The organism is Stenotrophobium rhamnosiphilum, from assembly GCF_003052265.1.
Lineage (GTDB): Bacteria > Pseudomonadota > Gammaproteobacteria > Nevskiales > Nevskiaceae > Stenotrophobium > Stenotrophobium rhamnosiphilum.
The window spans coordinates 492,640-509,357 of record NZ_QANS01000003.1 but is presented as its reverse complement, the minus strand read 5'-3'; the positions used below and the strand labels follow the sequence as shown (position 1 = coordinate 509,357).

Below are 16,718 nucleotides of genomic sequence, written 5' to 3'. Positions count from 1 at the left end.
TGCAGCACCGCCGCCAAGAACGATCACATCAACTTGCGTGCTCACGGTTTGCTACGCGCGGTTTGCAGTGCGCTGCAGAGCTGTTCGACACCATCGAGCATGCGCTGCGAATAGCGGCCCAACAGGCTCGCGTCCATCGAGTAAATATTTTTGTTCTTCTGCGCTTTGGCTTGCGGGAATGCTGCCCAGTAGTGACGAATCTCAGCGCCCATATCCTGTTCACCGTAAATCACCACATCAGGATTCGCCGCGAGCACGGACTCTTTGGTCACCGGCGCCGCGAGCTGCGACAAACCCGCAAAAACATTCACGCCGCCGCACACCGCCATCGCTTCACTGATCGGACTCTGTCCATTAATCGTGAACGCAGGATTCGCTTCGATTTGATACATCACACGCAAAGGTTTGACGCCCCGATAGCGTTCATACAAACCCGCCAAACGTTTGCGATACGCCGCGGCGGCAGCACGCCCAGCATCAGCAGTGCCAAGCAATTGGCCAACACGCTCCAAGGCTGTTGCCACATCGGCGAGCTTGTTCACTTTGATCGGCACAACGCGCAAACCCAGCACTGCAAGACGCTCAGTGGTTTCAGGTGGCGTGCCGCCATCCCACACCAAAACCAGATCAGGTTTGAGTCCGATGAGCGCTTCGACATTTACCGAAAAGGCATCGCCGACATGCGGTAGCTTTTCTAAGTGCGCAGGAAAATCCGTGTAGTTGGCGACGCCAACCAATTTATTGCAGCCGCCAACTGCGCAGCTCAACTCAGCCAGATGCGGTGCCAGCGCAACAACGCGTTCAGCCGCGCCGCCTGCTGCCGCATAGAGGCTGGCTGCAATAATCAGCGCGACGCGAATCATTGCATCAACGCGCCGGTGGTGAAGATGCCGAAGAACGCCAACAGAATCAGCAAAGCGCGCGCCTGCATCTTCAGCACTTCATCGAGGCTGTCATCCAAAGTCGCAGGCATCGCTGGACTGCCATCGGCTTCTTCGATGTTCAGCGATGCAGCGGGAATCGTCGCCAACACGGCCCAAGTTCCAGCGCGCCATTCGCGGCCTGTGGTGAAGCCAAGATCACGCCAAGCGCTGAGCGCGTCGTCGAGGCTGCCGGCCAATCCGTAGAGCAATGCCGTAGCGCGGCCCGGCACCCAAGCAAGAACATCGTGAATGGTTTCTGCCAGTCGCGCGGCAACCGAGTCGGGTGAGATTTCGTTGAGCGCGCGTGGCAAGCGACTCGCCAAGCGATACAACACCGCGCCCGTCGGGCCAGCAGCAAAGAACCAGAACAACACGCCAAACAGTCGTTCATGCGATTGAATAAACAGCGCGCCAATCAAGGTGCGGCGCGTATCGCCTGAATGTGGTCCGCGCAAAAGTGCACGCGACAAATGATTGGCGGCGTGACTATCGCCACGTGCGCGCGCTTCCAAAAGACTGTGCACGTCTTCAGCCAAATCACGTGGGCCCAAGCACAGCAACAAAACGGCAGCCGACAACAGCACATCGAGAAATGGGCTGGAGACCATATCGTGAACGTAATAAACCGCGAGTACGGGTGGCAGCAACAACATCAGCGGCGCGAACCACGACGTCCACAAGACGCGCAGCGTGATCACACGTTTCAAGGTGTTGACGTAGCCGAGATACAACACCGGGCGACCCCAGCCGCGGTAGTGGCCGAGTGCGCGCTCTAAAGCCAACGCCAGCAGAATGCCTAGTAAAGTCATCGACCTAACTCGTCCTTGAAATACGTCCAATCGAAATGCGGGCCAGGATCGGTTTTACGTCCCGGCGCGATATCGGAGTGTCCCACGATTCTGCCAGCAGTTATCGCTGGATAAGCTACCTGCAGCGCACGCGTTACCCGTAACAGGCGCTGATACTGCGCCTTGGTGAAGGGTTTGGTATCGCAACCTTCCAGTTCAATGCCAATCGAAAAATCATTGCAGCGCTCGCGACCTTCAAACTGCGACTTGCCGGCATGCCAGGCGCGCTGATTGAAAGAAACGTACTGCGTCAGGCGGCCATCTCTAAAAATGCAGCAGTGAGGCGAGACTTTGAGCTCGCGCAGCCCATCAAAATAAGGATGGGCATCAAAATCGAGGCGATTGAGGAACAGATCATCAATCCATCCGCCGCCAAACTGATCTGGCGGCAGGCTGATGTTGTGAATCACCAGCAGGCTGATGCCACTACCGTCCGGACGCTCGTCAAAATTGGGTGACGGCAACCAACGCGCACGCTGCAAACGACCCGTGCGCGAATCAACACTGGCGGGCGTTGCGGAACCACGGGCGGCTTTTAGCGTCTGAGCAGTCATTGCCTATATATTCTGGGGCATTACCGTTCGAGTCACCAATGAAAAAAATATTCTTCGCTGTTCTGGCCACAGCCAGCCTTTTGAGCGCCCCTGCTTTTGCCAAATCCAGCACCAGCGAGACCTACCCCGATATTGATATCCCGTACGTCAAACACGTGCTGCCCAACGGGCTGACGCTGATCATTCACGAAGACCATAAAGCGCCCATCGTCGCGGTCAATATTTGGTATCACGTCGGCAGCAAAGATGAACGCCCGGGCCGTACGGGCTTTGCGCATCTGTTCGAGCATCTGATGTTCAACGGCTCTGAGCATTACAACGACGATTTCTTCCGCGCGATGGAACCGGTTGGCGCCACCAAGATGAACGGCACCACTTGGCTCGACCGCACCAACTATTACGAAAACGTGCCGACCTCAGCGCTGGATATGACGCTGTGGCTGGAATCCGATCGCATGGGCCATCTAGTCGGCGCCATCGATCAGAAAAAGCTCGATGAACAACGTGGCGTCGTTCAAAACGAAAAGCGTCAGGGCGAAAGTCAGCCTTACGGCAAGGTCGACGAAATCATTGCCACCAACACCTATCCCGTAGGCCACCCCTATTCGTGGACCACGATTGGCTCGATGGAAGATCTCAACGCCGCATCACTCGACGACGTTAAAGAATGGTTCAAGAGCCACTACGGCGCCGCGAACGCAACGCTGGTCGTTGCTGGCGATGTTGATCCTGCGGAAGTGCTGAAGAAGGTGACGTATTACTTCGGCGATATTGCGCCGGGCCCAGTGGTTAAACATCAAAAAGCCTGGATCGCCAAAATGAGCGGTGAGCACCGCGCCGTCATGCAAGATCGCGTGCCGCAGGCTCGCATCTACAAAACCTGGAATATTCCCGGCATCACCACGCGTGACTTCATCTTGTTGGATATCGCCTCCGATGTGCTGACTGGCGGCAAGAACAGCCGTCTCTACAAGCGTCTGGTTTACGACGATCAGATCGCGACCGATGTTTCGGCATCGATGGGCCCGTTTGAAATCGGTTCGCAGTTTGAAATCAGCGCCACTGCCAAACCGGGCGTTGCCTTGTCCCGCGTTGAAGCTGCAGTGAATGAAGAGCTGGCGAAGTTTCTGAAAGACGGCCCGACCGAAGAAGAACTGAATCGCATCAGAACCATGAACTACGCCAGCTGGGTGCGCAGTGTTGAGCGCATCGACGGCTCTGGCGGCAAGTCCTATGTGCTGGCACAAGGCGAGGTTTACGCCGACGATCCACAGCAGTACAAGCGCATGCAGAAATGGTCGCGCGAAGCCACCGCTGCAGATGTACGCAAATCTGCGCAGCAGTGGTTGTCTGACGGCGTGTTCGCACTCGAAGTGCATCCCTTCCCTGAATATACCGCTGCCACCAGCGGCGCAGATCGCAGCAAGATGCCTGTGCCCGGCACTGCGCCTGCATTGAAGCTGCCATCGTTAACGCGTGACACGCTCTCCAACGGACTCAAGATCGTGCTCGCTGAGCGACACGATGTGCCGGTGGTGCAGATGAATCTGATTGTTGATGCCGGTTATGCCGCAGATAGTCTGGCAAAACCCGGTACCGCCAAACTCACGCTCGGCATGATTGACGAAGGCACCAAGTCGCTCAACTCACTACAGATCGCCAAACGTTCGCAAGAGTTGGGCGCGAGCATCGGCAGCGGCTCAACGCTGGATACTTCGTACATCACGCTCAATTCGCTCAAATCGAAATTGCCTGAGTCGCTTGATCTGTTCACCGATCTGCTGCTCAACCCCACTTTCCCAGACAGCGAACTCGCACGAATCAAACCGCAAATGCAGGCTGCGATTCAGCAAGAACGTTCGCAGCCTTACGGCATCGCTTCGCGGATTTATCCCAAGCTGATTTATGGCGAAGGCCATGCGTACTCCAATCCGCTGTCGGGCAACGGCACGGAATCCAGCATTGCGTCGATGACGCGCGATGAGTTGCAGGCTTTCTACAAACGTTGGGTGCGCCCGGATAACGCCACGCTGCTGATTGTTGGCGACACCACGATGGCGCAGATCAAGCCCTTGTTGGAACAGCGCTGGTCTTCATGGAAAGCGCCAACAGAAGCCAAGCCGCAGAAGAATCTGGCGACCGCAACATTGCCCAGCAAGCCACGCGTGTTTTTGATCAATCGCACTGGCTCCGAGCAATCGCTAATTCTGGCTGCGGCCGTCGCCCCGCCACGCAACGATCCAGATCATCTCGCGATGCTGACGGTGAACACCGCACTCGGCGGCAACTTTGTCTCGCGCTTGAACATGAATCTGCGTGAAGACAAACACTGGGCTTATGGCGCGTTCACCTCGCTGACCAATGCCAAGGGACAGCGCCCGTTCTTTGCCTACGCACCGGTACAAACCGACAAGACTGCGGAGTCGATGCAGGAAACACTCAAAGAGTTGCGTAATCTTTTAAGCACAGGCCCGCTAAGCGATGACGAAATTAAATTCGCCAAAGACAGCATTGTGTTGAGCCTGCCCGGCGAAAACGAAACTGCTGGCGAAGTCGCAGGTTCTTACAACAACATTCTGGTTTACGGTCTGCCCGACAGTTACTACAACGATCTCGTCGGCAAGGTGAATGCCTTAACACCAGTAGAGTTGGCGGCGGCGGCTCATAAACTGATTCATCCGGATGCGCTGACTTGGATTGTGGTCGGTGATCTCAGCAAGATTGAAGCACCGGTGCGTCAGCTCAATCTGGGTGAAGTGACAGTGCTGGATACCGAAGGTCGCAAGCTACGTTAAGCGTCACCATTGCAGTGTTGCAGTGCTTGGCGTATCTCTCGCTGCACGAACGCCTCCGCTCCTGCGCATCCATGCGCTCGCGGAGGTACCGTGCATCCTGCACATAAAAAAAGCCGCCGGTTTCCCGGCGGCTTTTTTGTTACGCAATTAAATGCGCGGAATTAATCCATCTGACCCAGAGGGCGGCGGAACGTAAATGCCGCAGGCTCAACGACCAAGCGCTGTGCTGGACCGGTTGGCGCTTCACCAATAATCAGCGACAGCGGCAACTGCACAATAAACAGTGCCGTACCAACCACGGTTGCAACCAGACCTAACGGACGAACGAACAGCAGGTCTGCGCCCATGGCCATTGCCGATGGAGTTTCATCAACGCCGTCATATTCACTGGCCTGTGCCGTCATGGCAGTCAAGGCAAATGCAGCAGCGGCGATCAAGGTAGTAATTTTCATGTTGTCTCTTCCGACTTTCCCAAGCGTCTCAGGAGCTTAGGCAGCATCCTCAAAGCTGTCAATCAGATCATCTCCCGATTTATTATGTCGTTATGGTCAATGTCGCTCTCTATCAGCCTGAAATCCCGCCGAATACCGGCAATATCATTCGCCTTTGCGCCAATACGGGGGCGCAATTGCATTTGATCCACCCGCTGGGCTTCAGCATGGACGACCGCGCGCTCAAAAGAGCGGGGCTGGATTACCACGAGTTTGTTGATGTGAAGCAGCATGATTCGCTGCCGGATTTTCTCGCCACCCTGCCCTCATCTCGCTTGCTGGCATTCACCACCAAAGGCGGGACTGCGCATCATGAGTGGCAGTATCGCGATGACGATATTTTGTTATTCGGGCCTGAGACTCGGGGATTGCCGGATGATTTGTTGGCGACCGTACCGGAGGAGCAGCGGATTCGGATTCCGTTGCGGCCGGGGAATCGGAGTTTGAATCTGTCGAATGCGGTCGCGGTTGCCGTTTATGAAGCGTGGCGACAGGCGGGATTTAATCTCACGTAGGGTGCGCTGTGCGCTCGCGGCGCATTTCTTCTTGTCATTCCCGCGAAGGCGGGACAACGCGCATCGCGCGTTGCACGCTCACTTGTGAGCGCCCGAAGGGTGAGCGTAGCGAATCATCCAGTTTTAGCTTTTTACGCGCGGAGCGAGGCTACCGCCTGCGCTGATTGAGATGGCGTGTTCCGCGCTGTGGCGCGGGTTACTTTCTTTGGCGCAAAGAAAGTAACCAAAGAAACATCACAAGCCCACTTTTACGGAGCTTAGGAATGAGACTGATACGTTTGTTAGCTAATTTCTCAATGCGAGAAACAGGTAACCGCGTCACCATTTGGTCTTAACAATCGCGGCAGTTCGGCTCATTCGATTCGACACCGCAGACCTATGTCATCCCGAACGCAGTGAGGGATCTTGCTGTAGCTCTCAAAGCAAGATCCCTCACTGCGTTCGGGATGACAAACCTTAGTTGGTTGCCGCTTATAACGAATGTGCCGCGAGCATTCATCGCTCGTACAAACGCTGAAGCGGTTACCTGTTTCTCACATTGAGAAATTGAATGGCGAACGTATCAGGCCTGTTCTTAATAACAACAAAAGTGGATTGAGGTGCTTTCTTTGGTTACTTTCTTTGCACCAGCAAAGAAAGTAACCCGCACCACAGTGCGGAACACGCCACCTCAATCAGAACAGGCAGTAGCCCCGCGAAGCGCGTGTAAGCCTTCAAAGAATGGTGGGTTACGCCGCGTTGCAGCTAACCCACCCTACGATTATTCCGACTCAGCCTTCTTCGGTCGCATTGCGAGTACACGCACCGCTTCCACCGGCGTGATCTCCCCACTCAACACACGAGTAACAGCATCCGTGATCGGCATATCCACGCCAAGACGGCGTGCAAGTCGCAGAACTTCCGGCGCAGCTTTGACGCCCTCTACAACTTGTTTAATTTCCGCGATCGCTTCTGGCACAGTTTTGCCTTCGGCCAACAGCAAACCCATTCGACGATTGCGTGATTGGTTGTCGGTGCAGGTGAGCACCAAGTCACCCATGCCAGACAAACCCATCAAGGTTTCAGGTTTAGCACCAAGTGCTTCGCCAAGACGCATGATTTCGGCGAGGCCGCGCGTGATGATTGCTGCGCGCGTGTTGGCGCCGAGGCTCAAACCATCCGCGAGTCCAACGCAAATCGCCATCACGTTTTTAGCGGCACCACCAATCTCAACGCCCGGCAAATCGTCGGCGGTATAAGCGCGGAAACCATCGCCGTGTAAGCGATCCGCAATTTTTGCTGCGAAGGCTTCGTCGGTGGATGCGACGGTGACTGCCGTCGGCAAACCAATGCCCAGTTCTTTGGCAAACGTCGGGCCAGAAACCACTGCCAGCGGATGCGCCGTGCCGAGCACGTCTTCAATCACTTCGTGCACAAGCTTGCCGCTTTGCGGTTCAAGACCTTTACACGCACAAGCAACACCCTGACCCGGACGCAGCCAAGGTTTAAGCGTGGTTAGTGTTTCGCGCAGGGTGTGGCTGGGCGTGGAGATCAGCAAATCTTCTGCGCTGGTCACAGCCAACTGCAAATCTGAAATTGCTGTGAGCTTTACCGGAAAGGCACAGTCCGGCAGGTACTGCGCGTTGACGCGCGCGTCCTGCATCGCCTGCATCTTGGCGACGTCTCGACCCCACAGCAGCGTCGGCGATCCGCGACGTGCGAGATGTACCGCGAGTGCGGTGCCGAAAGAACCGGCACCGAGCACCGCGATAGCGGCCTCAGTTGAGGGTTGGGGGGAGGATGATTCCACTGCCTTCTGCCTGACCTGCTTGTTCGGCTTTAGCGCGCTGCTGATGATCAATGTAGAGCTGGTCAAAATTGATCGGCTGCAGCAACAACTGCGGGAATCCGGCGCGCTGCACGAGGTCAGCTACCGCTTCGCGTGCGAATGGGAACAGCAGGCCTGGGGCGTAACCGCCCAGCACTGCGCCCAATTCGACTTCATCGAAACCGGTGATGGTGAAGATGCCGGCCTGATGCACTTCAACCAAGAAGCCGACATCAGTACCTGCTTTCGCCGTCACGGTCACAGACAACATCACTTGATGGTTGTTGTCGCCGAGATTGGTGTACTGCGTGTTGACCTGCACATCGGTCTCAGGCTGCCATTGGCGCGTGAAAATCTGCGGCGCCTGTGGCACTTCCAAAGAAGCGTCTTTGACGTACATTTTTTGCAGCAGAACCTGACGGCCTGCCGGAGGAGTTTGTTGTTCAGCCATGGTCTTTCTTTAAATTGATTTTAGTCTTTGAGCAGCGGGTCTAACTTGCCAGCACTATTCATTGCAGAGAGATCGTCATAACCACCAACGTGAGTCTCACCAACAAAAATCTGCGGCACGGTGCGACGTCCAGTGATACGCATCATCTCTTCACGACGGGATTGATCTTCATCGACGCGAATTTCGTCGACCGCAACTCCTTTCTGCGATAACAGGCGCTTGGCCATGACGCAGAAGGGGCACATCCCAGTCGAATACATCTGCACACGTTTCATGTGCGCCTCTTTCCTACTTAACGGTGACCGGCAGGTTGCTGGCCTGCCAATTATTGATGCCGCCTTGGAGCGGATACGCTTCGGTGAAACCATTCTTGCGCAATTTATCCACCGCCGCCACGCTGCTGGAACCCAGCGCGCAATAAACCAGCACGGGTCGCGACTTGTCTTTGCCCAATACGCCGATCTGTTCTTCAATCTTGGCGATTGGCAGATTCAGCGCATTGAGAAGATGGCCACGCTTAAAGTCGGCGCTGGTGCGCACATCAACGATCAGCGGCTCGCGATCATTGATCAGGCGCACGGCTTCTGCCGTACCCAAACGTTTGCCACCGGTGAGGTTGCCGTGCACTTCATTGGCGATGAGTGCGATGAGCACTGCGCCGAACAGCACAAACAAAATAGGGTGATTTGCTACAAAGTGAAGAAGTTGTTCCATTGCCTTTTTTAGTCCAAAACATCCGCTACCATTATCGCATGATCCGCTTTTCCCTATTGCTTGCCGCACTGCTGGCCCTGCCCGTTCTGGCGCAGGACGCCACTGACGGCGATGCCGCCCCCAACGAAACCCGCATTCAAGAATCCAATACGGATCTCAAAAAGCTGCAAACGCGTATCGAAGCGCTGAATCAGCGGGTCGATAAAGAGCGCGACAAGCAGGACAGCCTGCGTGAAGAGCTCCAAGGCACCGAAAAGCAGATTGCCGACACCTCCGGCCGCCTTAAGGAAATCAGCGGCATGATCTCCTCACAGCAACGCAAAATCCGCGCCACGCAAGACGATCAAAACCGGGCGGAATCCCGGCTTGCCGAGCAGAAAAAGGCGCTGGCGCAGCAGATTCGCGCTGCCTACCTGATTGGCGAACGCGGCCAAATTCGCCTGCTGCTGAATCAGGACAACGCGCAAAAGATGGACCGCGTCACGGCTTATTACGACTACCTCAATCGCGCGCGCGCCAACTACGCTGAAAACATCCGCAATCAGCTAGAAAAGATCAACGCAATTCAGGACAAAGCGTCCCAGCAAAACAGCGAATTGCTCAAGCTTAAAGACAAGCAGCAGCGCGCTTTGTCTGCCCTCGAAACCAAGCGCTCATCACGCGGCGAAACCATCCGCAAAATCGACGAGCGCATCAGCGGCGATCTCGACGAAATCAAGCAGCTACGCGCTAACGAACGCTCGATTCAAACCTTGCTGAAATCGCTGCGTGACACGCTGTCGGACATCCCGCTGGATGTGATCCGCGACGCCAAGCCTTTCCCGCAAATGAAGGGCAAATTGCCATGGCCCATCCGCGGCAAATTGCTGGCGAGTTTTGGCACCTCCAAAGCCGGTGGCCACTTGAGCTGGAACGGCTATTGGATTGAAGCACCCAATGGTGCGCCGGTGCGCGCGGTCGCCAACGGTCGCGTCGCTTACGTGGGCTGGATGCAGCGTTATGGCCTGATCATCATTCTTGAGCACGAAGGCGGTTATTTTTCGCTCTACGGCCACAATGACAGCGTTGATCTTACCGGCGGCGAATCCGTACGTATTGGTGAAACCATCGCCAAAGCTGGTTCTACCGGCGGCTACGATCAAACCGGCGTTTATTTTGAAATCCGCAAAGGCACACAGCCGATTAACCCCAAGCTTTGGCTTTCAAAATAAGCTCGACCGCGCCGTTTTTAGATTGTTTTATTATGTTGATAGTTGATCTAAATATAAATTAAAAGAATCATTTTTATCGCCAGCGACAAAGCCCTCATTTTCCCCGCATTGAACGCGCACAGTTACGCATGGTCTATGTGATATCTTCAATTTCTCTACTAAAAAATCTATTTATTCCATGCCCCTTATCTCTCGCACTAGCGCTGCAGCGGTTGCCGTCGGCGCAATTATTGGCGTCTCCCTGACCTTGACCCACGGCGTTTTGGCTGACAAAGACCAATCTGCTGGCGGCGACATTCCGGTCAAAGATTTGCAGACCTTCGTCGAAATTCTCAACCGCGTGAAGAGCGATTACGTTGAGCCGGTAGACGATAAAAAGCTGCTCGAAAACGCGACGCGCGGCATGGTCGAAGGCCTCGATCCGCACTCGTCGTATCTGAACAAAGACGAATTCAAAGATCTCAACGTCGCAACCACCGGCAAGTTCGGCGGCCTCGGCATTGAAGTGCAGATGCAAGATGGCTACGTGCGCGTGGTCTCGCCGATTGATGACACGCCAGCCGCCAAAGCTGGCATCAAGCCGGGCGATTTGATCGTCAAGATTGATGACACGCCAGTTAAAGGCCTGACGCTGACCGACGCCGTTTCAAAAATGCGCGGCGACCCGGGTTCAAAAGTCACGCTGACGATTGCACGTGAAGGCGCTGACAAACCACTGATCGTTGAACTCAAGCGCGACATCATTGCAGTCGCCAGCGTGCGCAGCCGCATGCTCGATCCGGGCATGGGCTACATCCGCATCAGCAGCTTTAACGTCGACACCGGCGAGAATCTCAACAAAGAACTCAACAAGCTGAAGAAAGAAGCCGGTGGCGATCTGAAGGGTCTCGTACTGGATATGCGTAACAACCCAGGCGGCGTGTTGGATGCCGCAGTGAAAGTGTCAGACGCCTTCATTGAGAAGGGCACGATCGTCAGCATCAAGGGCCGCGATCCGAGCAACACGCGCGAGTTCGTCGCAACGCCGGGCGATTTGCTCAACGGTCATCCGCTGGTCGTGCTCGTCAACGGCGGTTCGGCATCCGCTTCTGAAATTGTTGCTGGCGCACTGCAAGACGACAAACGCGCTGTATTGATGGGCTCACGCACTTTCGGCAAAGGCTCGGTGCAAACCATCATGCCGTTGCAGAACGACACCGCAATCAAGATCACCACCGCGCGTTACTACACGCCATCCGGTCGCTCGATTCAGGCTGAAGGCATTGAGCCAGACATTGCGCTGCGCATTCTCAAAGTCAGCAAAGATGAGCAAGAAGGCTTCGAAATGGTCAAAGAATCTGACCTGAAGGGCAGCTTGCACAACGAGAAAGAAAAGCTGAAAGAGAAGAAGGACGCGGACAAACCTGCTGAAGCAAATGCAGTTGAAGCTGAAGCCAACGCAAAGAACAAAGACACCGATAAGAAAGGCAAAGAACAGCAGTCACTCGCTGAAAGCGATTACCAGCTCTATGAAGCACTCAACCTGCTCAAAGGCTTGGTCATCACCAGCGGCAAGTAAGACTTCACGCATTAAACAAAAAGCCCGGCACTGCCGGGCTTTTTGTTGCGCGCAATAAATTCGATTACATCTTCCAGATTGAACGGCCAGCGGCCCATGTGCGCTGTACACGAACCGTCGACAGATCAATCCGGGCGTCGCGCCATGGCGTCGTTAACAAACAAAGATCGGCGATTGCGCCCACGATAATTTTTCGTGGCGCTGCACCCGGCGCATCCAATGGCGACAAGAACAAAGCCAAGGCTTGCTCAGGCGTCAGCGATTCATTCTGCGCCATCACCACACCGCTTTCGCTACGCCGACTGACTGCCGCTTGCATCGACGCCCACGGATTCGCATCGCCATAAGGCACATCGCTACCTGCAGCGAGCGGAACTCCCGCATCAATAAAAGCGCGCAAGCGATACAACCATGGCTGATCTTCTGCGGCGACATCACGCAGATAAGCATCGCCACGTTCTGAAATGAAGTGTGGTTGCGTCGCCACCGTGAGTCCAAGCTCGCAGATATCGTTTAACAGCTCTGGCGGTACAACAGCGCCGTGTTCAATACGATCACCTTTGATGCTGCCGACTTCTCGCAAAGCGGCGAGTGCAAACACCAAATCCGTTCGCGTCACGCTGTGAAAAGCGACAGCACGGCTCGCTGAATGGCTGCGACGAATATCGGCACAGAGCGCATCGAACTCAGGCAGTTCGTGATCGTGCAAATGAAACTTGTGCTCGCCTCGTGTTACGCCAGCAACATCGGTCACAGCATCAAGCCGCGCGTCACCCATCACTCGCAGTGCTTGCAGTAATTCGCCGCGTGAGCGCGCCTCTGCGAAAGCAGAAAATTCGGCGGGGCCATTTTGATGGCTGGTGTCGGTTAGGCCTGTGATTCCATAGCTTGCGAATAAGCGACTGACTTGATGCAGCGCGGGCCGCGTTGCACTCGTTCGAGTGCGTAGCCATGCGTCGCTGTCGTAGAGACGTCCGGTCGCGCGCCCATCAACACGCTCTAACGGCGCCGACAAATCATATTCAGCGCCAATTGTTTTCAGTGCACTGGAATTAAGAATCCATAATCTTCCGCTGCGATGCTGAACTCGCACGGGATGATTCGGCACAGCTGCATCCAGCCAATCGCGATCAATCTCTCCAGCAACTGACTCGTGATACGCAATGCCGCGTAACCACGCGCCATCACTTAACGTCGCGGCCGCAGCACGCAAGCGTTCTCGCAAAGCTTCTGCATCACGCACCTGCGGCGGACCACACGACACAGAGGCCTGTGCAGCGGCGAAGGCGTAGAGATGAACATGATGATCATTGAGGCCGGGAAGCAGTGCGCCACCGTTGGCATCAATCACTTCTTCTTCGGGCAGAGGCAGCAACGAGGACTCAATAGCTGAAATGCGCTCGCCCGTTATCCGCACATCAACGCCCTGATCAAAATTGATCTCGGCGTTGCGTATCAACATGCGATGCCCCAACTCGCCAATACTGCCACGGTATCCGCACCCAATTCTCTAGCTTGCACAGGCGCCGCGCGCATCTGTGGCTCGCCAATATTTCCTTGCGCGAGCTCAGTCCATTCGCGCTGTCGTTGTTTGAGCGACTCAGCATTTGTTGGCCGATCAAACTGAACACAGTGTCGAACAACATCGGTCAGTGCCAGTGACAGCAAACGTCCACCACCTTGCCGATGACAAACAAAAGCTGCGAGTGCTGCATGCAAACCTGTGAGCGGATCGGCAATCGCGTCACCCACAATCACAGACTCGCCACTAGCCTCACGCATCAAATAAGACAAACCACCCGCAACACCGGCGTCATCGCCGTAAGCAATCCAGTTTTCTTCAGGATCTTTTCTGCCATAACCATTGAGACTCACCCAAGTCAGCCCAGGGTTTTCATCAATTAGTTTCTCGGCGTGGATATTCATCTGCCGCAGTGCGCGCGGACGCGAAGCTTCAATCACGATATCGGCTTGAGCGATCAGGGCACATAACTGTGCGCGGCCAGTTTCCTTAGAGAGATCCAAAGCCACACTGCGCTTGCGCGCATTGAGCAGATCAAAGAATTGCGGCGGACCACGACGCGCACCATCCGGCCGTTGCGTGCTTTCCACTTTGATGACGTCTGCGCCGCATCGTTGCAGCAGATGCGTGCAGAGTGGCCCCGCCCATAGTGATGACAAATCGAGAACACGCGGAGACGCACGACGCATAGCGCGCTCACCCACATGCGTCACCGTGTGCCAGGGCGTTATTGCAGATGGCGGCGGCACGACAGGCGCAACCGCAAGGCCCAGCAAACGTCCGCGCTCCACCAAATCGTGCATCGTCTGCTTTTGAATCGCGATGAGCATTGAGGCTTCATCCACTACAGACTCATCTTCCAACCACGCTGGCAGCAAAGCCTGATCATCATCACGCGCGAGATTCAGTGCGATCTGTCCATCACGCGTCTTCAGTAAACGACAACTGCCGCCGGGAGACGTTGTGCCTTTGCGCGTGTGTTCAGCAATAGCGCCGCGTTCTGCCAGCAAAGCTGCGCCATTCAAATCATTGAGTGCGCCTTCAGGCGCCAAACTCGCGAGCGCAGCAAGTGCGCCGTTGGCGCAGGCCGCAACCGGCAGCGGACACATCAGTGGCGCGCCGTCTGCAAAACCCGTCAGCGACATCAAACCACTGCGCGCCCAAATCAATGCAGGGTGACTATCGTCCACTCGCACATCACGCAGCGGCTGCGCGCCTAACTCATTGAGCAAGCGCTTCGCGAATGTCTCTGCGAGATTGGTTGTGAGGGCGGTGGCCATAGGTAGAGTTTAACGTGTCGCCCTGTAGATCAGCTTCCGGCTCGGCGCATAAACAAAAACGCCCCGGAATCGGGGCGTTTTTATCAGCGTGACGCGAAAGATCAGCCCTGAGCAGCCAGCTTTTCAGCGCGTTCTTGAATGCCCTTCGTCATACCGGCAAAGCCTTTCTCCAAGCGCGAGCCGAGCAATGTGCGGACAAGCGGCGACAGCCAGCCCTTGAGATAAAAGTACGAGCGATAGCGCGTGCGGCCATTCGGGAAGGCTTCGACTTCGTGTGAGCGGAAGCTCGACAACACCGTGCCGCCGCCTACTGGTTTCATCGTGTAGGAAAAGAGTTTTCCTTCGATGTATTCCTTGACGATTTCCTGCTGTGGCTGCGGCTTGGAAAACAGCGCCACTTTCATGTCGATAGGCGCGCCCGGCTTGAACGTGGTGCTGCACTCACGCATGAAGGGGTTCCATTCTGGATAGCTCTTGAGATCAGTGATGACTTTCCACACCTGCTCAGGCGATGCATTGATCTCGACAATCTTTTCAATTACGAACATGTTCATTTCTCTCTTCAGTAATTCTTGATTCAGCAATCCGGCGTGCCATCAATGAGCCAGCGGTTCTTTGCACCGTTGACGCGTGACATCAAGTCTTGCGCATCTTCCGGCAATAAGAAACCTTGGTCCACCGAGCGTTTGGTTGCGGCCTTCATCTTGCAATAGTAATCGGCGTGCGTAGGGTACATCTCCTGCAATTGCAGGTCTGTAAACGGCAGCGTTATACCGCCGAGGTTGCACAGGTCCGAAAGGTAGCTCGCTACCGGCACATCAATCGGCGGCAAACGAATGCCGCCTTTTGCGTTGGAATATTGATCGCGCGCCAACTTGCCGCTGCCATCGAATTGAAAGCGCTCGCCTTTGGGCGGCGCAGCACCGGTCTTGGCCCAGCGGTCTAAGTAGTGAATGGCCGCCATTACAGAGTAGCGCAAGGGAAACTGCGTGCCCTGAACAACGCAAGCTAACTGTGCCGGATCTATCTGCTCACCGTAATTGCCTGCAGCAACATGCAGCGCTTCATCTGCGCTACCTGCCTGTTGCGGCGTGTCGGCCACAGCGCGCAGGGCTGAGCCTTCAATCTGGTGATAGCCAATCCAGAAATCCTGATGCGCGGCACCAGCAATTTCCCACAAGCGATAGTTACGTGTGACGTTGGGTTCGTCGGGCGAAGCTTCGCGCTCACTGTATAACTGGATCGTCGGCACTAAAGGATCATGGGGAAATGTTTTATCTCCACTGCCATCGGCGTGCACCAGGAATGCATCCATGATTTTTGTTTCTGGCTGCGCCTTATTCAGATAGTCGCGCATGCGTGTGCCCGACTGCGACTGCCCTACCGCAATGATCTTGCGAACCTTCAGGCCTGCCATTGGATCGACTGCGGGCGGCGACTTCATTGCCTTCGCAATTTGAGAAAACATATCCAGCGAATAATCATCGCCGGGATGCGAGATCGCCATATAACGCACTGGGTCCCACAGCTTCGGCGTCAGCTCTGGCAGGCAGCACAAACCAGCAGCCTGCGCGCTGACATGCACGTAGGCAAAGCCTTCGCGATGGAATAGCTGATGCGCTTCCAGCGTATCCACCGCGTTTTCAAATTGCGCGGTGACGTTGACCCAATCCAACACGACCGTGCCATTGAATTTGGACGGATCAATTGGCCGGCGTACGATGATGCGGGTGGTGTACGGCGCGGTGGTCGAAGGCTCGGTGTAAGTCTTGGCAGTGCCGGAGACAAAATATTCCTGCTCGTCGTAGCCAAGGTCAGAAAGTTTGTATGAGCTGTCCCACAACGGATGACCGTGGATACCGGCAGTGCCGATAGGGCCCGTCACAGTGGGCACAGGCACCTGATACGAAGACGCCGTTGCATCGGTGCCGCCAACAGGTGAAGAGCTACCGCAGGCTGCGAGCAATGCGCTAGCGAGCAGTAACGCTGCTTGATTGAATTTCATCGATTGGCTCCCCGCTTACTGCATCGACCCGGCGCGGATACTTT

At 55.5% G+C, this 16,718-nt stretch carries 16 protein-coding genes; 4 read left to right on the top strand and 12 right to left on the bottom strand.

All coding sequences use genetic code 11. From position 1 onward, the window contains the following. Nucleotides 1-41 precede the first annotated feature (41 nt). Genes CJD38_RS09885 through ampD form a run of 3 tightly spaced genes read right to left on the bottom strand, consistent with a single transcriptional unit; the run spans nt 42 to nt 2,325 of the window. On the bottom strand, nt 42-863 hold the full coding sequence (locus CJD38_RS09885) for a helical backbone metal receptor (RefSeq protein ID WP_107940160.1): 822 nt from the start codon (nt 861-863) through the stop codon (nt 42-44). After that, nucleotides 860-1,732 carry a regulatory signaling modulator protein AmpE gene (gene ampE, locus CJD38_RS09880; RefSeq protein ID WP_107940159.1) on the bottom strand — a complete coding sequence of 291 codons (873 nt, stop codon included), beginning with the start codon at nt 1,730-1,732 and terminating at the stop codon, nt 860-862. Before ampE ends, CJD38_RS09885 begins: the two co-directional genes overlap by 4 nt. Beyond that, on the bottom strand, nt 1,729-2,325 hold the full coding sequence (gene ampD, locus CJD38_RS09875) for a 1,6-anhydro-N-acetylmuramyl-L-alanine amidase AmpD (RefSeq protein WP_107940158.1): 597 nt from the start codon (nt 2,323-2,325) through the stop codon (nt 1,729-1,731). The genes ampE and ampD overlap by 4 nt, the downstream gene beginning before the upstream one ends. 38 nt (nt 2,326-2,363) lie before the next feature. On the opposite strand from ampD, the gene CJD38_RS09870 reads away from it, so the two are divergent. Beyond that, the gene (locus tag CJD38_RS09870) at nt 2,364-5,120 is read left to right on the top strand and encodes a M16 family metallopeptidase (RefSeq protein ID WP_107940157.1); all 2,757 of its coding nucleotides are present in this window, start codon (nt 2,364-2,366) and stop codon (nt 5,118-5,120) included. Between the two features lie 161 nt (nt 5,121-5,281). Here CJD38_RS09870 and CJD38_RS09865 read toward each other — a convergent pair whose 3' ends face one another. Further along, complete coding sequence (locus tag CJD38_RS09865) at nt 5,282-5,572, bottom strand: hypothetical protein (protein WP_107940156.1); 291 nt, start codon at nt 5,570-5,572, stop codon at nt 5,282-5,284. Nucleotides 5,573-5,664: 92 nt separating this feature from the next. On the opposite strand from CJD38_RS09865, the gene trmL reads away from it, so the two are divergent. Beyond that, nucleotides 5,665-6,126 carry a tRNA (uridine(34)/cytosine(34)/5-carboxymethylaminomethyluridine(34)-2'-O)-methyltransferase TrmL gene (gene trmL, locus CJD38_RS09860; protein WP_107940155.1) on the top strand — a complete coding sequence of 154 codons (462 nt, stop codon included), beginning with the start codon at nt 5,665-5,667 and terminating at the stop codon, nt 6,124-6,126. Between the two features lie 760 nt (nt 6,127-6,886). On the opposite strand, the gene CJD38_RS09855 is transcribed toward trmL, so the two are convergent. The 4 genes from CJD38_RS09855 to CJD38_RS09840 are packed head-to-tail and all read right to left on the bottom strand — an operon-like array spanning nt 6,887 to nt 9,098. Beyond that, nucleotides 6,887-7,915 carry an NAD(P)H-dependent glycerol-3-phosphate dehydrogenase gene (locus tag CJD38_RS09855; RefSeq protein ID WP_206362937.1) on the bottom strand — a complete coding sequence of 343 codons (1,029 nt, stop codon included), beginning with the start codon at nt 7,913-7,915 and terminating at the stop codon, nt 6,887-6,889. Continuing rightward, nucleotides 7,884-8,384: a protein-export chaperone SecB gene (gene secB / locus CJD38_RS09850; RefSeq protein ID WP_107940154.1), complete on the bottom strand. Its 501-nt coding sequence runs from the start codon at nt 8,382-8,384 to the stop codon at nt 7,884-7,886. Before secB ends, CJD38_RS09855 begins: the two co-directional genes overlap by 32 nt. 20 nt (nt 8,385-8,404) lie before the next feature. Further along, on the bottom strand, nt 8,405-8,659 hold the full coding sequence (gene grxC, locus CJD38_RS09845; RefSeq protein WP_107940153.1) for a glutaredoxin 3: 255 nt from the start codon (nt 8,657-8,659) through the stop codon (nt 8,405-8,407). A 13-nt stretch (nt 8,660-8,672) separates the two neighbouring features. After that, complete coding sequence (locus CJD38_RS09840) at nt 8,673-9,098, bottom strand: rhodanese-like domain-containing protein (protein ID WP_107940152.1); 426 nt, start codon at nt 9,096-9,098, stop codon at nt 8,673-8,675. A 38-nt stretch (nt 9,099-9,136) separates the two neighbouring features. On the opposite strand from CJD38_RS09840, the gene CJD38_RS09835 reads away from it, so the two are divergent. After that, complete coding sequence (locus CJD38_RS09835) at nt 9,137-10,309, top strand: murein hydrolase activator EnvC family protein (protein WP_107940151.1); 1,173 nt, start codon at nt 9,137-9,139, stop codon at nt 10,307-10,309. A gap of 178 nt (nt 10,310-10,487) precedes the next feature. Further along, nucleotides 10,488-11,867, top strand: a complete 1,380-nt coding sequence (locus CJD38_RS09830) for a S41 family peptidase (RefSeq protein WP_107940150.1) — start codon at nt 10,488-10,490, stop codon at nt 11,865-11,867. A gap of 64 nt (nt 11,868-11,931) precedes the next feature. On the opposite strand, the gene CJD38_RS09825 is transcribed toward CJD38_RS09830, so the two are convergent. The 4 genes from CJD38_RS09825 to CJD38_RS09810 all read right to left on the bottom strand — a co-directional run bounded on the left by CJD38_RS09825 (nt 11,932) and on the right by CJD38_RS09810 (nt 16,674). After that, entirely contained in the window at nt 11,932-13,329 is a 1,398-nt protein-coding gene (locus tag CJD38_RS09825) for an amidohydrolase family protein (protein ID WP_107940149.1), read from the bottom strand. Further along, a complete protein-coding gene (locus CJD38_RS09820) occupies nt 13,323-14,669 on the bottom strand; it encodes a CoA transferase (RefSeq protein WP_107940148.1) in 1,347 nt (448 codons plus the stop codon). Before CJD38_RS09820 ends, CJD38_RS09825 begins: the two co-directional genes overlap by 7 nt. Before the next feature lie 101 nt (nt 14,670-14,770). Further along, on the bottom strand, nt 14,771-15,223 hold the full coding sequence (locus CJD38_RS09815; RefSeq protein WP_240783586.1) for an SRPBCC domain-containing protein: 453 nt from the start codon (nt 15,221-15,223) through the stop codon (nt 14,771-14,773). 23 nt (nt 15,224-15,246) lie between these two features. Further along, nucleotides 15,247-16,674: an alpha/beta hydrolase domain-containing protein gene (locus CJD38_RS09810; protein WP_107940147.1), complete on the bottom strand. Its 1,428-nt coding sequence runs from the start codon at nt 16,672-16,674 to the stop codon at nt 15,247-15,249. Nucleotides 16,675-16,718 lie beyond the last annotated feature (44 nt).

Excerpts from the sequence above, each read along its gene's own strand:
- CJD38_RS09885 (WP_107940160.1), bottom strand. The coding sequence starts at position 863 with ATGATTCGCGTCGCGCTGATTATTGCAGCCAGCCTCTATGCGGCAGCA.
- ampE (WP_107940159.1), bottom strand. The coding sequence starts at position 1,732 with ATGACTTTACTAGGCATTCTGCTGGCGTTGGCTTTAGAGCGCGCACTC.
- ampD (WP_107940158.1), bottom strand. The coding sequence starts at position 2,325 with ATGACTGCTCAGACGCTAAAAGCCGCCCGTGGTTCCGCAACGCCCGCC.
- CJD38_RS09870 (WP_107940157.1), top strand. The coding sequence starts at position 2,364 with ATGAAAAAAATATTCTTCGCTGTTCTGGCCACAGCCAGCCTTTTGAGC.
- CJD38_RS09865 (WP_107940156.1), bottom strand. The coding sequence starts at position 5,572 with ATGAAAATTACTACCTTGATCGCCGCTGCTGCATTTGCCTTGACTGCC.
- trmL (WP_107940155.1), top strand. The coding sequence starts at position 5,665 with ATGGTCAATGTCGCTCTCTATCAGCCTGAAATCCCGCCGAATACCGGC.
- secB (WP_107940154.1), bottom strand. The coding sequence starts at position 8,384 with ATGGCTGAACAACAAACTCCTCCGGCAGGCCGTCAGGTTCTGCTGCAA.
- grxC (WP_107940153.1), bottom strand. The coding sequence starts at position 8,659 with ATGAAACGTGTGCAGATGTATTCGACTGGGATGTGCCCCTTCTGCGTC.
- CJD38_RS09840 (WP_107940152.1), bottom strand. The coding sequence starts at position 9,098 with ATGGAACAACTTCTTCACTTTGTAGCAAATCACCCTATTTTGTTTGTG.
- CJD38_RS09835 (WP_107940151.1), top strand. The coding sequence starts at position 9,137 with ATGATCCGCTTTTCCCTATTGCTTGCCGCACTGCTGGCCCTGCCCGTT.
- CJD38_RS09830 (WP_107940150.1), top strand. The coding sequence starts at position 10,488 with ATGCCCCTTATCTCTCGCACTAGCGCTGCAGCGGTTGCCGTCGGCGCA.
- CJD38_RS09825 (WP_107940149.1), bottom strand. The coding sequence starts at position 13,329 with ATGTTGATACGCAACGCCGAGATCAATTTTGATCAGGGCGTTGATGTG.
- CJD38_RS09820 (WP_107940148.1), bottom strand. The coding sequence starts at position 14,669 with ATGGCCACCGCCCTCACAACCAATCTCGCAGAGACATTCGCGAAGCGC.
- CJD38_RS09815 (WP_240783586.1), bottom strand. The coding sequence starts at position 15,223 with ATGAACATGTTCGTAATTGAAAAGATTGTCGAGATCAATGCATCGCCT.
- CJD38_RS09810 (WP_107940147.1), bottom strand. The coding sequence starts at position 16,674 with ATGAAATTCAATCAAGCAGCGTTACTGCTCGCTAGCGCATTGCTCGCA.